The sequence below is a fragment of the Streptomyces sp. NPDC021020 genome (assembly GCF_044333285.1).
Lineage (GTDB): Bacteria > Actinomycetota > Actinomycetes > Streptomycetales > Streptomycetaceae > Actinacidiphila.
Window position 1 is genome coordinate 14595 of the sequence record NZ_JBIRQQ010000010.1, and the last position, 13585, is coordinate 28179.

At 74.7% G+C, this 13585-nt stretch carries 18 protein-coding genes; 8 read left to right on the top strand and 10 right to left on the bottom strand.

From position 1 onward, the window contains the following. Positions 1-21: 21 nt before the first annotated feature. A complete protein-coding gene (locus ACH4SL_RS27875; RefSeq protein ID WP_398450382.1) occupies positions 22-1062 on the bottom strand; it encodes an aldo/keto reductase in 1041 nt (346 codons plus the stop codon). A gap of 177 nt (positions 1063-1239) precedes the next feature. On the opposite strand from ACH4SL_RS27875, the gene ACH4SL_RS27880 reads away from it, so the two are divergent. After that, complete coding sequence (locus tag ACH4SL_RS27880; protein ID WP_398450384.1) at positions 1240-1848, top strand: TetR/AcrR family transcriptional regulator; 609 nt, start codon at positions 1240-1242, stop codon at positions 1846-1848. A 61-nt stretch (positions 1849-1909) separates the two neighbouring features. Here ACH4SL_RS27880 and ACH4SL_RS27885 read toward each other — a convergent pair whose 3' ends face one another. The 3 genes from ACH4SL_RS27885 to ACH4SL_RS27895 form a co-directional block, all read right to left on the bottom strand. Further along, entirely contained in the window at positions 1910-2557 is a 648-nt protein-coding gene (locus ACH4SL_RS27885; protein WP_398450386.1) for a hypothetical protein, read from the bottom strand. Positions 2558-2614: 57 nt separating this feature from the next. Beyond that, positions 2615-4693 (bottom strand): NAD-dependent DNA ligase LigA, encoded by a 2079-nt coding sequence (ligA, locus tag ACH4SL_RS27890; protein WP_398450388.1) that lies wholly within the window; start codon positions 4691-4693, stop codon positions 2615-2617. A 106-nt stretch (positions 4694-4799) separates the two neighbouring features. Then, positions 4800-5405, bottom strand: coding sequence for a CGNR zinc finger domain-containing protein (locus tag ACH4SL_RS27895; RefSeq protein WP_398450390.1), 606 nt, complete (start codon positions 5403-5405; stop codon positions 4800-4802). A gap of 27 nt (positions 5406-5432) precedes the next feature. Between ACH4SL_RS27895 and ACH4SL_RS27900 the strand changes: the two genes are divergently transcribed. Genes ACH4SL_RS27900 through ACH4SL_RS27910 form a run of 3 tightly spaced genes read left to right on the top strand, consistent with a single transcriptional unit; the run spans position 5433 to position 7255 of the window. Then, on the top strand, positions 5433-6416 hold the full coding sequence (locus ACH4SL_RS27900; protein ID WP_398450392.1) for a VOC family protein: 984 nt from the start codon (positions 5433-5435) through the stop codon (positions 6414-6416). Between the two features lie 50 nt (positions 6417-6466). Then, positions 6467-6691, top strand: coding sequence for a cold-shock protein (locus ACH4SL_RS27905; RefSeq protein WP_398450394.1), 225 nt, complete (start codon positions 6467-6469; stop codon positions 6689-6691). Positions 6692-6718: 27 nt separating this feature from the next. Beyond that, on the top strand, positions 6719-7255 hold the full coding sequence (locus tag ACH4SL_RS27910; protein WP_398450986.1) for an AAA family ATPase: 537 nt from the start codon (positions 6719-6721) through the stop codon (positions 7253-7255). A gap of 16 nt (positions 7256-7271) precedes the next feature. Here ACH4SL_RS27910 and ACH4SL_RS27915 read toward each other — a convergent pair whose 3' ends face one another. The 3 genes from ACH4SL_RS27915 to ACH4SL_RS27925 form a co-directional block, all read right to left on the bottom strand. Further along, positions 7272-7673: a DUF3592 domain-containing protein gene (locus ACH4SL_RS27915; protein ID WP_398450396.1), complete on the bottom strand. Its 402-nt coding sequence runs from the start codon at positions 7671-7673 to the stop codon at positions 7272-7274. Between the two features lie 179 nt (positions 7674-7852). After that, the gene (locus ACH4SL_RS27920) at positions 7853-8080 is read right to left on the bottom strand and encodes a hypothetical protein (protein WP_398450400.1); all 228 of its coding nucleotides are present in this window, start codon (positions 8078-8080) and stop codon (positions 7853-7855) included. A gap of 80 nt (positions 8081-8160) precedes the next feature. Then, positions 8161-8703 (bottom strand): MOSC domain-containing protein, encoded by a 543-nt coding sequence (locus ACH4SL_RS27925; protein WP_398450402.1) that lies wholly within the window; start codon positions 8701-8703, stop codon positions 8161-8163. 211 nt (positions 8704-8914) lie between these two features. On the opposite strand from ACH4SL_RS27925, the gene ACH4SL_RS27930 reads away from it, so the two are divergent. Next, on the top strand, positions 8915-9415 hold the full coding sequence (locus ACH4SL_RS27930) for an NUDIX domain-containing protein (RefSeq protein WP_398450404.1): 501 nt from the start codon (positions 8915-8917) through the stop codon (positions 9413-9415). A gap of 230 nt (positions 9416-9645) precedes the next feature. Continuing rightward, on the top strand, positions 9646-9795 hold the full coding sequence (locus ACH4SL_RS27935) for a hypothetical protein (RefSeq protein WP_398450406.1): 150 nt from the start codon (positions 9646-9648) through the stop codon (positions 9793-9795). Positions 9796-10421: 626 nt separating this feature from the next. On the opposite strand, the gene ACH4SL_RS27940 is transcribed toward ACH4SL_RS27935, so the two are convergent. After that, a complete protein-coding gene (locus ACH4SL_RS27940; protein ID WP_398450408.1) occupies positions 10422-10937 on the bottom strand; it encodes an FBP domain-containing protein in 516 nt (171 codons plus the stop codon). A 116-nt stretch (positions 10938-11053) separates the two neighbouring features. Then, a complete protein-coding gene (locus ACH4SL_RS27945) occupies positions 11054-11932 on the bottom strand; it encodes an NmrA family NAD(P)-binding protein (protein WP_398450410.1) in 879 nt (292 codons plus the stop codon). Between the two features lie 68 nt (positions 11933-12000). Between ACH4SL_RS27945 and ACH4SL_RS27950 the strand changes: the two genes are divergently transcribed. Then, on the top strand, positions 12001-12612 hold the full coding sequence (locus ACH4SL_RS27950; RefSeq protein WP_398450412.1) for a TetR/AcrR family transcriptional regulator: 612 nt from the start codon (positions 12001-12003) through the stop codon (positions 12610-12612). Between the two features lie 70 nt (positions 12613-12682). Here ACH4SL_RS27950 and ACH4SL_RS27955 read toward each other — a convergent pair whose 3' ends face one another. Further along, positions 12683-13111 (bottom strand): Asp23/Gls24 family envelope stress response protein, encoded by a 429-nt coding sequence (locus ACH4SL_RS27955; RefSeq protein ID WP_398450414.1) that lies wholly within the window; start codon positions 13109-13111, stop codon positions 12683-12685. 235 nt (positions 13112-13346) lie between these two features. On the opposite strand from ACH4SL_RS27955, the gene ACH4SL_RS27960 reads away from it, so the two are divergent. Further along, positions 13347-13577: a DUF6296 family protein gene (locus tag ACH4SL_RS27960; RefSeq protein ID WP_398450416.1), complete on the top strand. Its 231-nt coding sequence runs from the start codon at positions 13347-13349 to the stop codon at positions 13575-13577. Positions 13578-13585 lie beyond the last annotated feature (8 nt).

Below are 13585 nucleotides of genomic sequence, written 5' to 3' on the forward strand. Positions count from 1 at the left end.
CGGCCTCCTCGCCGCCTGCGCTCAGGCGGCGAGCGGGCGGCGCCGTTCCGACGCGGCGAGGGCCGGCCGCTGGTGGTCGACGTCCGAGGGGTTGAGGGTGGTCCCGGGCGGCACGATCTCGTCGATACGGTCCAGGACCGCGTCGTCGAGGCGGATGTCGGCGGCGGCGAGCTGGTCGGTCAGCTGGTCGACGGTGCGCGGTCCGAGGAGCACCGAGGTGACTGCCGGGTGGTTCGCCGCGAAGGCCAGGGCGAGGCGGGTCAGCGGGATGCCCGCCTCCTGCGAGAGGGTGAGGAGTTCCTCCACGGCGTCGAGTTTGCGGCGGTTGCCGGGCAGCTGGAGGTCGAACTTGTGGGAGACCACGCGGCGGAAGGCGTCGAGTTCGATCCGCTCGCCCCGGCGGATGCGCCCGGTCAGCCAGCCGCTGTTGAGCGGGCTCCAGGTCAGCACGCCGAGCCCGTACCTGCGTGCGGTGGGCAGGACGTCGGCCTCGATGCCGCGGACGAACAGCGAGTACGGCGGCTGCTCGGTCCGGAAGGGGATGTGGTTGCGCCGGTCGGCGACCCACTGGGCCTCGACCAGCTGCTCCGCGGGGAAGTCGGACGTCCCGATGGCCATGATCTTGCCCGCCCGCACCAGGTCGGACAGCACCGACAGCGTCTCGTCGATGTCGGTGGCCGGGTCGGGGCGGTGCACCTGGTAGAGGTCGATCCGGTCGGTGTCCAGGCGCCGGAGGCTGTCCTCGACCGCCCGGGTCAGCCAGCGCCGGGAGTTGCCGCGCCGGTTCGGGTCGCGGTCCTCCCTCCGCACGGGGAAGTGGCCCTTGGTCGCGAGCACGACGTCGTCGCGCCGGCCGCGCAGGGCCTTGCCGAGGATCTCCTCGGCCTCGCCGCCGGAATACTGGTCGGCGGTGTCGATGAGGGTGACGCCGCCGTCCAGGGCGGTGTGGACCAGGCGTATCGCCTCGTCGTGGTCGCTGTTGCCCCAGGCGCCCAGATGCAGGGTGCCGAGGGCGAACATGCTGACGGAGATGCCGGTGCGGCCGAGAACACGCTGCTGCATGGTCGCCTCTTCGCTGTGGTGGCGCTGTGGTGGCGCTGTGGTGGCACACGGGGGACGCCGGGAACGCGGGAATGCGGGTCGGCGAGTTGCTACCCGTTCGATGCGGCGAAGCTATTACATGCAACACACGTGTTGCAACTAACCCCTCTGAGAGTGCCACCGGTGTAGCGTGTCGGTGTGACAGTGCAGAAGCAGCAGCGGACGAGCGCGCCGAGGGCGGTCCGGGCCGACACCGAGCGGACGATACGGGCGATCCTGGAGGCCGCCGAACGCGTCCTGACCGCCGATCCGGCGGCGACGATGGAGGACGTCGCCCGCGCCGCCGGGGTGGCCCGCACCACCGTTCACCGCCGTTTCGCGACCCGCGAGGCGCTCCTGCACGCCCTGACCGACTGGGCCGCCCGCCAGTTCGCCGACGCCGTCGGAGCCGCCCGGCCCGACAGCGCCCCGCCCCTGGTCGCCCTCTACCAGATCACCGCCAACGTGCTGCGGGTGAAGACGAACTGGTCCTTCGCCATGAACCGCCCCGCCGCGGACCACCCCGAAGCGGCCCGCATCCACGCCGAGGTCCGCGCCACCTGCATCCGGCTCCTGCGCCGCGCCCAGGACGCGCACGTGCTGCGCGCCGACGCCGATCTCGACTGGACCCGGCGCGTCTACTACGCCCTCATCCACGAGGCGGCCGCGGAGACGGCGACCGGCTCGGACCCCGACGCGCTCGCGGCGCGCGTTGTCGACACGCTGCTCCGAGGTGCCGGAACGGCGGGGACGCCCACCGCGATGTGACCGCGGCACCGGGCCCGGGAAGCCTTCCCGCGGTCCCCTCGCGGTGGGCGTACCGGCGCCGTCACCAGTGCGCCTGGCCGCCCAGGTTCTGTGCGAGCCCGCGGACCTGCGCCGCGGTCAGCTTCGTGCCGCCCTCGTCCTGGCCGGTGCCGCAGCTGACCATCAGCACCACGCTGTCGGTGCCGGCGCCGCGCAGCCGCACGAGGGCGACGCTGCCGGTCGGGGTGACGACGGGGGTGCCGGTGGGCGCCTTCTGCACCTTCTCGACGTACGCCTTCAGCTGGTCGGAGGACAGCTCCGCGTCCCGCTGGACCAGCGGGGCCAGCAGGGCGGCGGCACTGCCCTTCTCGGCGGCGAGGGTCTCGACGGACACCGTCCCGGAACCCAGCGTGTAGTCGCACTCCACGTCGGTGGCGTGCGCGGTGCTGAGCACGGCGTCCTTGTCGGCGTCCTCCGGCAGGTCGACGTGCGCGGAGACCGGCTTCGCGGCCCCGGGCACGTGCGCGGCCGACGCCGCCTTGTCCAGGTCGTAGTCCAGCGGGCACCGCTTGGAGTCCCCGGCCGCCGAGCGCACCTTGTCGTGCAGGCCGGCCTGCGACAGCGCGGGCGGCTTCCCGTCGCCCGAGCACGCGGCGAGCACGGCCGCGGCCGCCACGGCGGCCGCCGTGGCGACGGCGCCCCTGCCCCGCCGGCGGATACGTATGATCATCAGCCCTCCCCCTCTGGACGGAAATTGCCATCCTAGGACGTAGCCGGTCCGCCCGCGTCAGGGCAGGTAGTCGGCGACCAGGTCGGCGAACTCCTCCGGGGTGAGGACCTGGACGCCGAGCTGTTCGGCCTTGGCGGCCTTGGTGCTCAACTTGCCGTTCGCGGCGGGGGCGGCGACGAGGTAGGCGGTCTCGGCGGTGACGGTGTCGCCGGCCTTGCCGCCGGCGCGTTCGACGAGGTCCTTCACGCCGGTGCGGCTGAGGGCGGCGAGCGGGCCGGTCATCCTGCCGGTGACGACGACCTTCCTCGGGCGGCCGTCCTCGGCGGTCAGCGGGCCGTCCACCGCGGAGTCGGCCGCGGGCTCGTCCATGGTGGCGCCGGCCGCGATCATCTTGTCGATGACCGGGGCGAGTTCGGCTATCTGGGCGACGATGCCGGGGGCCTTCTCCGGGCCGATGCCGTCGACGTCCTGGAACGCCTCCGCGGACGCGGCGCGCACCGCTTCCATGGTGCGGAAGTGGGCGGCGATGCGCTGGGACAGGCGGCGCCCGGTGTTGGTGATGCCCAGCGCGCACAGCTGGCGGCTGAGCGGTTTGGCCTTCGCGGCCCGGATCTGCTCGGCGAGCTTGGCGCCCCGCTTGTCGCTCCCGGCGGCCTCGCAGAGGGTCGCGAGGTCGAGGGTGTAGAGGTCGGCGATGTCGGTGACGGCGCCGGAGTCGACGAGCCAGGTGACGTACGTCCTGCCCAGACCGTCGATGTCGAGGCAGTCGCGCTGCGCGGCGTAGCCGATGAGCGCGGGCAGCCGGCAGGCGGCGCCCTTGACGCAGCGCCAGCGCTCCTGGCTCCGGTCGATGTCGCTGCCGCAGTTCGGGCATGCCTCGGGCAACGGCACCTCGACCGCGCCCGCGGGACGCAGCTGGACGACGGCGGCCTGCACGCGGGGGATGATGTCGCCCGCCTTGTAGACCGTGACCGTGTCGCCGAGGTGGAGGTCGCGGCGGCGGATGTCGGCGGGGTTGTGCAGGGTGGCGTACTCGACGGTGCTGCCGTCGATCTCGACGGGCTCCAGCCGTCCGCGGGGCGCGATCACGCCCGTACGGCCGACGTTCCACTCGACGTCCAGCAGCACGGTGGTGCGCTCGACCGCGGGCAGCTTGTAGGCGACGGCCCAGTGCGGGAAGCGCGAGCCGGAGCCGGCGGCCTGCTGCTCGGCGGCGGTGTCGGCCTTGACGACGACGCCGTCGATCCCGAAGGGCAGCGCAGGCCGCAGCGCCTGGATCTCCTCGATCCGCCGCTGCGCCTCCTCGACCGTGGCGACGTGCCGTATCCCGGCCGGATTCTCGCGCGTGGTCCGCACGCCGGCCGCGGAGACCAGTGCCAGCAGCTCGCTGTGGGAGGCGCCCTCGGGCAGGAAGCCCCCGCCGTCGAGTTCGACGGCGCCGTACGCCCAGAAGGTCATCGCCAGCCGGTAGGGGCGGTCCTTGGCGCGCAGCGTGCCGGAGGCGCCGTTGCGCGGGTTGCGGAAGACCGTGGCGCCGTGCTCGACGCGGATCTCGTTGGCGCGCTCGAACTGCTCCTGCGTGAAGAGGACTTCGCCGCGCACCTCGACGGTGCCGGGTGTGCCGAGCTCTTCCGGCAGGCCGTCGATGGTGCCGATGACGTGGCTGACGTCCTCGCCGAAGCGGCCGTCGCCGCGGGTGATCACCTGGACGAGGCGTCCGTCGCGGTAGCGGGCGGCGATCGCCGCGCCGTCCAGCTTGGGCTCCACGGTGAAGCCGCCCTCGACCGGGCGGCCCAGGCGGCGTTGCAGTCCCTCACCCCACGCGACCAGCTGCTCGGCGGAGAAGACGTTGTCCAGCGACAGCATCGGCACGCCATGCGCGACATCGCCGGCCGGTGCGGCCCCCGCCGCGACCTGGGTGGTCGGCGAATCGGGCGCGGCCTCGTCCGGATGCGCCTGCTCGTACGCGGCGAGCGCCAGCAGGCACTGGTCGTAGGTGGCGTCGTCCAGCACGCTCTCGGCCGCGAAATCCCCGTCCCCGCCGTAGTAGGCGCGGGCGGCCTCGCGTACACGGGCGACGGTGTCGCGGTACTGGGCAGGGGTGGCCAACGCCTCAACGGCGGGAGTTGTCGTCATACCCGTCATCTTGGCGTGAGGGTCTGACAATCGCGGGGGCACGCCGGGGGCTCGGGGGCGGGGCGCTCCGGCGCCCCGCCCTCCCCCGGTCCGCGTACGCCGCCAGTCAGTTCTCCGGCGTCCCGGCGCGCCTGCGGCGGTACGCGGCGGCGCGGTCCCTGCCGCCGCAGGCGTCGCTGGAGCACCAGCGGCGGCGGCCGGGGCGGCTGGTGTCGACGAACAGCAGGGCGCACTCCGGGCTCGCGCACTCGCGCAGTCGGGCGGCGGCCGGGCCGGAGAAGAGGTCGACGGCGTCGCGGGCCACCGAGCTGAGGGCCGCCTGCTGCCCGCGGGCGGCCGGGAGGGTGAGCCGGCCGGTGCCGCCGCTCAGGACGGGGATCAGCGGCGGGGCGGCCGCCGCGGCGTTGACGGCGGCCTCGTCCGCGGGCGAGGGCGGCTCCCCGTCGATGACCGCGCGGGCGATGCGGTGGACGGCCTCGCGCAGCGCGCGGGCGGACTCCAGGCCGGGCCGGGTGACGGCCGGCGCCTCCTGGAGGAGGCCCGCCTCGCGGTACCAGCGGGCCAGGTCCGACGGTTCGCGCAGCCGCTCGTACCGGCCGCGCCAGCGCTCGCCGACTGTGGCGACGAAGGCCAGGCACAGGCGGCCGGAGCGGAAGTTGAAGCGCAGTTCCGCGGCGGGGACGTCGTCCGCGTCGCTTGCCTCGGCGTTCACGTCACGACTATAACTCGTGACATGGTCATGAGTCGGAAAGAACCGCAGCCCGACCGGGCACGTATCGAGGACTTCCTGCGCGAGCGGGGCGCCGACCGCATCCCCCACCCGGGCGGCACCCTGCTGGCGCACCTGGCGCGCGTCGAGGCGGTGCTGGACGGATGGGGCGCCGACCCTGCCGTACGCACCGCGGGACTGTGCCATGCCGCCTACGGGACGGACGGCTTCGACGAGGCGCTGCTCGGCACCGGCGAGCGCGCCCGGCTCGCGGCGCTCGTCGGCGAACGGGCCGAGGCGCTGGTCTACTTCTACGCGAGCTGCGACCGCTCCGCGGTCTACCCGCAGCTCGGCCAGGGCTCCCCTCTCGTCTTCCGGGACCGCTTCACCGGCGCCGAGGGCGTCCCCGCCGAGGCCGACCTGCGGGCCTTGATGGAGATCACCGCCGCGAACGAACTCGACCTGGTGGAGCACAACGCGGACCTCGCGACCCGCTACGGCCCCGGCCTCGCCGATCTCTTCACCCGCTCCCGCGGGCTGCTGTCCGCCCCCGCCCAGGCCGCCTGCACGCGGCTGCTGGGCGCATACGCGCCCCGCCCCGTGAGCGGACCGCTGGTCGGCGGACTGGACCATCTCGTGCTGACGGTCGCGGACGTCGAGGAGAGCGTCGCCTTCTACGCGCGCGTCCTCGGCATGCGGCCGGTCACCTTCGGCGGCGGCCGGCGCGCGCTGGCCTTCGGCACCGTCAAGATCAACCTCCACGAGGCCGGCCGCGAACTCCTCCCGCACGCCGCCCGCCCCACCCCCGGCAGCGCCGACCTCTGCCTGGTCACCCCGCACCCGCAGCTCCGGATCCTGGAGCACCTGGCCGCGTGCGGCGTCCCCGTCGAGGCCGGGCCCGTCCCGCGTACGGGCGCGCTCGGCCCCTTCACCAGCACCTATCTGCGCGACCCCGACGGCAACCTGGTCGAGATCAGCACCTATCCGCAGGAGGGGACGGCGGCGGGGAGCTGAACCGGGAAATCCCGGCGCGCGGGCGGGGGCGGGCTCGTATGGTGGGCCTCATGGTGATCGCGACCGTCCGGGAGTGGAGCGACGAGGAGGGCTGGGGGGTGCTCGACTCGCCGGAGACGCCCGGCGGGTGCTTCGGGCACTTCTCGCACATCAGGATGGACGGCTTCCGCACGCTGACGGCGGGGCAGCGGGTCGAGCTGGTCTGGGAGGATCCCGGCGGCAAGCAGGACGGGTACGACTACTGCGCGGTGAGCATCGTCCCGCTGGCCGGCTGACGGCCGGGCGCAACGGCGGTGGACGAGCTGCGGGGCGCGGTGGTGCTGGTCACCGGGGTCATGGCGGCGGGGAAGTCCACCGTCGCGCAGTTGCCGGCCGAGCGGCTCCCGCGGTCGGTGCACCTGCGCGGCGACGGCTTCCGGCGGATGGTCGTGTCCGGGCGGGAGGACGTCACGCCGCGGCCGACGCCCGAGGCCGCGGCGCAGCTGCTGCTGCGTCACCGGGCCTCGGCGGCGGTCGCGGACCTGTACGCGGCGGCGGGGTGGACGGTGGTCGTCCAGGACGTCGTCCTCGGCGAGCACCTGGGGCTCTTCCTCGACGCCGTGACCGCGAGGCCGCTGTATCTGGTCGTCCTCGCCCCGGCGGCCGACGTGGTCGCGGCGCGCGAGGCCGCGCGGCCGAAGACGGGCTACGGCGGCGGCTGGACGGTCGGGCTGCTCGACGAGGAGCTGCGCGAGCGCACACCGCGCCGCGGGCTGTGGCTGGACACCTCGGACCTGACGGCCGGACAGGCAGTGGACCGGATCCTGGCCGATCCCGCCGCGGCGCGTGTCGCCGGGTGACGCGGGGCGTGCCCGCTCACAGCAGGACCAGGGACCACACCAGCAGGGCGGTGCCCAGCAGGAGGAGCAGGACGGCGCCGCCGTCCGCGGCGCCGAGGAAGCGGTAGCGGTCGTAGGGCTCGTACGGGCGGGCCGGGTCGACCACGACGGTCATCGCGCCGCCGCTCGTGCCGGGCCGGCCGGAGGCGTTGACGAGCGAGGACACGATCGTGCGGCCGTCGATGCGGTAGCGCACGACGGGCGTGAGGCTGTAGCGGCCGGCGTTCGCGGTCGGCCGGCTGTCGTTGCCGACCACGTCGGCCTGGAGTTCCAGCCCGCTGCGGCGCGCCCGAAGGCAGCGCGCGCCGCGCAGGGCGGCCCGTACCGTACCGAAGGCGCCGGTCAGGAAGGCCACGCAGGCGCATACGACGAAGAGCATGGCGGCCATCCTCGTGTACCCGGCGCGCCGCGCGCCAGGGGGTCGGGGCGGTTCACAGGAAGCCGGGGCCGGTTCCGGCGCCGACCGCGGAGCTACGCACTCCCGCCGCCACCGGGCGAGGGACCGTCCTGCCGCGCGGTTGCCGTGTGCCCCGCGGGGGGCACACGGCGGCAGCGCCGTCAGTGGAACCAGGTGAGCAGGAAGAACGCGACCACCACCACGACGAGGAGCAGGAGGGGGCCGGCTCCCCCGCTCCGGCGCGACCCGCGGCCGCGCCCTCCGTCGAAATCCCCGCCGGACGCGCCGCGGTGGTGGTGGTGGTGGTGCCCGTGGTGGTGCCCGTGGTGGGATCCGTGGCCGCTGTGCCCGCTGTGACCCGCGTCGCCGTGCCCTCCGTCGCCGTCCATGAGAACCCCCTCGCTCGTGGCGGTGTGCCGCCTTGTGCGAAGGAGGACGCCCGCGGCGCGGCGGCGGTTCGCCGGGGGGATCAGACCGGCGCGAGGGGCAGGTGCGGGGTGGCCGGGAGGTGGGCGGTGATCGGGTCGCCGGGGTGGACGGTGCCGCCCTCGCGGACGACGCTCATCACGCCTGCCTTGCGGACGACGTTGCCCTCGTCGTCGTGGCCGACCACCTGCTTGAGCAGGCCGTGCTGGAAGTCGTCGATCTGGCGGCAGGGGTTGCGCAGGCCGGTGACCTCCACCACGGCGGTGTCGCCGATGTGCAGGAGCGTGCCGGCCGGGAGGCCGAGGAGGTCGAGGCCGGAGGTGGTGATGTTCTCGCCGAGCTGGCCGGGGGCGACGGTGAAGCCGGCGTCGGCGACCTCGGCGAAGAGCTCCTCGTGGATGAGGTGGACCTGGCGCAGGTTGGCCTGGGTGGGGTCCTTGGCGACGCGCGAGCGGTGCTTGACGGTCACACCGGAGTGCACGTCGCCCTCCACGCCGAGGCCGGCGATCAGCCGGATACCGCCGCGGTTGGGCTTGGTGAACGTGTATTCGCCACTGGAACTGACCGCGACGACGCTTCCGCGCATCTGCGTGAACCTCCCGCTCCGCGACCGGCTCCGCGACCGGCCGACCCTCCCATCATGCCGGAGCGCGCGCGGGCGGCGGCGGGCGGGCGTCCGTCCCCGCTGGTCCGGGGGGAAGCGGGTCGCGTCGGCCGTTCGGTGACCGTCCCGGTGCGGGGTGCGCGACGGCCGCGGGCGAGGGCGGCCGAATTCCCCCGGGGGATATCGTGGCCGCATGCCGCCGGTGAATCTGCGTCACGCCGTCCGCGCGCTGCTGCTCGACGAGGAGGGCGGGCACATCCTGCTGTGCCGCTTCGCCTTCGCGCGGCCGGGCGGGACGTTGGTGGTGTGGGCCGCGCCCGGCGGGGGCGTCGAGAGCGGGGAGACGCTCCTCGGCGCGCTGCGGCGGGAGTTGCGCGAGGAGGTGGGGCTCGCCCTCGACGGCGAGCCGCCGCACGTCTGGCACCAGGTGGTCGTGGATCCCGCGCACGCGCCGGGGTACGACGGGGTGGTCAACGACTACTTCCTCGTCCGCACCCCGCACTTCGCCCCGCGCGGCGCGCTGACGGACGAGCAGCTCGCGGCGGAGAACGTCACCGGGCTGCGGTGGTGGCGGCCCGAGGACATCCGCGGCTACCGCGGCCGTGACGTCTTCTCCCCCCGCGACCTGGGCGGACTGCTTGCCGGGCTGGACTCGGGCGGCCTTCCGGAGACGCCGGTGCCCGTCGGGCTGTGATCGGGCGGGCGTGGTGGGGGTCCGCCATCGGGCCACGGCCCGGAGCACCGCACGGGCGGCGTCCGCGCCGGTCCGCTCGTGCGTGGGCCCGCCGCCCGGCGGGACATCGGCTCCTCCTGGGCGCTGACGGCGCTGCCCGAGATCGCGGCGGTGTTCGGCGCCGGCACCCGCTGTGCGCGCGGCCGCGCGCCCCGGGACGGGGCCGTCCGGGGTACGTACGGGCGGGCGGCGTGAACGGCGGGGCGGGCGGCGCCGGTTCGTCGTACGCGGCGCCGGGCACGACCGCGGCCCTCGCCACGCCGGACGCGACCGGCACGGCGAGGGCGGTCGTCACCTACACCGCGCCCTGCGCCTGCCAGGGCAAGCCGTCCCCGCACTGACGGGGCGCCTGCCCGCGCCGCACCGGCGGCCCCTGGCCCTGGAGCGCTTCCCGCACCGGCGGGAGGGCGCCGCTCCAGGTGCTGCCCGGCATGCCGGCCGCTCCCCGGAGCCTTCCCGCGCCGGCGGAGGGGCGGGGGGCCGCCGCCCGGGCCGTGGCGCGGAGGTACCGGTGCCTCCCGTAGGTGCGTCCGCTTCCGCGCTGCCGCGCGGCACGTGGACGGGAGAGCACGCCGGCTGGATGGATGGGGCTGGTTGAAGTCGCTATCCACCGCGAGTCCTCGCGTGCTCCCCCTGGCGGGGAATCTACCGGCCGCCGGGCCGCCCGTACGCCCCGCACGGGCCTGCGGGCCCCGTATCCACCCGAACCGGGGAGCGCGCGGGCGCCCGGCTGACGCCGCAGGTCAACGCGGCGCGGCGTAGCCGTCCGGGCCCCGGGTCGCGCCGTCGCGGCTCGGCGGAACCCACCCGGGCGGTTCGCCCCCCGCCGCCCGGTCAAGCGCCCCCGGGCGGCCACCCGGCCACCGCGCCCCGCACCCGCCGGGCCCGGCGGCGCCGCTCACGTACCGCACGCCGGACATCCGCCCGCCCCGCCGTTGCCGCCGCCCGGCGGCCCGAGGCACGCCGCTCACGCCGCCCGCGCGGTGACCTTCGCGAGGAAAGCGTCCAGGTTGCGGCGGGTGCGGTCGATCCGCTGCTCCAGCGTGAGGGTCTCCTCCATGGGGCGGACCAGCGCCGAGGTCTTCTTGCCGCGGATGTAGAGCGAGCAGGCCAGGTCGGCGCACATGTAGAGGGCGACGGTGTTGCCCTGCCGTCCGGCGGGGCCCGCGAGAGGCGCGGCGAGGAGGTCGACGCCGCCGCCGGAGTGGCCGGTCAGGCACAGGCCGCACAGGCTGCTGCGCATCAGGTTGCGCCGGGCGCCGGGGGCGATCCGCAGGGTGAGGCCCACCGCCTTGCCGCCGGGGGCAGAGGCGGGGGCGACGAGGTACGCGCGGTCGGGGGCGCCCGGGTCCCGCCAGCCCACGTAATCCAGGTCCGCCCAGGGCAGGGCGCTCAGATCCCGCGGGAGGTTGATGCGTCCGGCCTCGCCCTTGGTGCAGTTGACGAAGGAGGCGCGCAGCTCGGCGTCGGTCAGGGGGTCCATACCGCCGACGCTACCTGCCCGCCGCCGCCGTCCTCGAACGGTTTTCGGTCCGGCCCGCCGCACGTCGTCGCAGGTCGCGGCGTTCGGGCGGCGGGGGTCGTGCGGCCCGGGGAGCCTCAGGCCAGGGCGGGGAGCAGCACCTCGCGGCACCACTGGCGGAAGGTCGTGGGGGTGGTGGCGGCCCGGTCGGGGTAGGACTCGCCGTCGTAGAGTCCGGCGTCGACGGCGGAGGACATGCCGACGATGCCCTGGGCCCAGGCCCGGGTCATGCCGTGCTCGGTCAACGAGGCGACGAGGGCCTCGCCGGGGATCTGCCGGTAGGCGACGGGGCGGCCCAGCTCCTCGGTCATGATGCGCGCCATGTCGTCGGGCGAGAGGTCCTCGGGGCCGGGCACCGCGACGCTCTCCTGGCCCGTCCAGTCGGGGTCGAGCACCAGCCCGGCGGCGACGGCGGCGATGTCGCGGGTGGCGACGGTGGGGGACTTCCGGCCGGCGGGCAGGGTGCCGAAGAACAGGCCCTGGTGCCGTATCGGTTCGAGCTGCCCGAGGGTGTTCTCCATGAAGCCGGGCATGCCGAGCGAGCGGTAGTGCACGCCGGTGGACTCGATGAGGTGGTCCATCGCGAAGACCGCGGAGATCTGCCCGGCGTTGCGGGCGACCGCACGGCCGAGGCTGGACACGGCGACGACGCGGCGCACGCCCTGCGCGACGATCGCGTCGCACAGCGGGAGGGAGAAGTCCATGACGTGGGCGTGGACGCTGGCGGCCGACGGGTCGGGCGGCATCACCCACAGCACGGTGTCGGCGCCGGCGAACGCCTCGGCGAGGGCGGCGGGGTCGTTGGTCGCCCCCTTGACGACCTCGGCGTGCTCGTGGACAGCGGCGGGCAGCCGGGAGGGGTCACGGGCGACGACCCGGACGGGGGCGCCCGCACGGATGACGTGCTCAAGGGCCTGGTGGCCGATACTTCCGGTGGGTGTGGTGACGACGATCATGTCGGACTCCTCGACCTCGACTCAAGTAAACTCTACCGTACCGTTTACTTTGCTGCACAGGAGGGCGCATGGCAAGGCGCGGCGACGAACTGCGGGATCACATCCTGTTCACGGCCAAGAACGTCTTCCTGGAAACGGGCTTCGAACGCACCTCGATGGATCAGCTGGCCGCCCGCGCCGAGACGTCCAAGCGCACGCTCTACGCGCACTTCGAGAGCAAGGACAAGCTCTTCCTCGCCGTCGTGGACCTGGTGCGCAAGCTGTACCTCGACCGGCTCGGGACGCCCGGCGACTACGCCGAGGACCCCGCGGAGGCCGCGGTCCTGTACTGCGGGCGCTTCCTGCAGACGCTGCTGTGGGAGCCCACCTTGCGGATGTGCCGGCTGGGCATCGCCGAGGCCGAGCGGCTGCCCGAGGCGTCCGCCCGCTACCACGAGGCGATCATCGGCTCCGTGCACGCACGGCTGGCCGGTTTTCTCGGCGAGAGCTACGGGCTCGGGCCGCAGGACGCCGACCGGATCGCGCACGACCTGCTCGCGCGCACCGTCCACCCGCGCTTCCTGCGTGCCCTGTTCGGCATGGAGCCGCTCACGACCGAGCGGCCCGAGCCCGCGACGATCGCCGCCGACGTGGACCTCGCCCCGATCCGCGCCGTCCTCGCGGCCGTGCTGCCCCGCTGACACCGGCCCCGCGCACGCCGCGGGCCCGGCGCACCAGGTGCGGCCGGGCCCGGAGCAGCGTGCGGGGACGTCAGCGGACCCGGGACTCGGACTCCTCGTCCGACTCCTCGCCGGGGATGTAGACGTCGCGGACGCTGATGTTGATCTCGACGACCTCCAGGCCCGTCATACGCTCGACGGCGTTGGCGACGTGGGAGCGTATCTGCTTGGCGGCGTCGTCGATCTCGGTGCCGTAGAGGACCACGACGTCGAGGTCCACCGCGGCCTGCTTCTCGCCGACCTCGACCTTGACACCGCGGGTGAAGTCGGTGGAGCGGGACACCGTGTCGCGTACGGCGCCCATCGCGCGGGAGGCACCGCCGCCCATCGTGTGGACACCGTCGACCTCGCGGGCGGCGATACCGGCGATGACGGCCACCACGGAGTCCGCGATGGTGGTCTTGCCGCCGACATCGCTGCGGTGGCTGGAGACGGACCGGGAGGCGTTGTCGGTTGCCATGAAAATCCCCTTACGTGAGAAGGGCGGGCGGCTGCTGCGGGCGTTGTCGTCGGCCCGGCGGGCGGGCCTACGGGCGCGCACCGGCGCTTCGGCCCTCTCGTTCCACTGTGCGACCGCCGCCCGGTACGCGCCACTTCGCGCGGCGCAGCCGCTTCCCCGTACGCTCCCCGCGCGGCCGGGGCGCGGATGAGGGAGGATGGAAGGGACCGGCATGCCCATGCCCGGAGGTAGAGCCATGGACTATCCGGAGACCTACGAGCTGGTCTTCCACGCCGCGGCGGTGGAGGACGACGCGGTGCTCGTGCACCGCACCGACCGGTCAGGCGCCGGCGGCTACCCGATCTACCAGGACGACAGCGGCATCGTCCGCGCCGAGATCAGCACGGACGGCGAGGTCCGGATGGTCGCCAGCGGCGGCCACCAGACCCCGGACGCCCCGCTCGCCGTCCGCCCCGTACCGCGCTGAGACCGGCT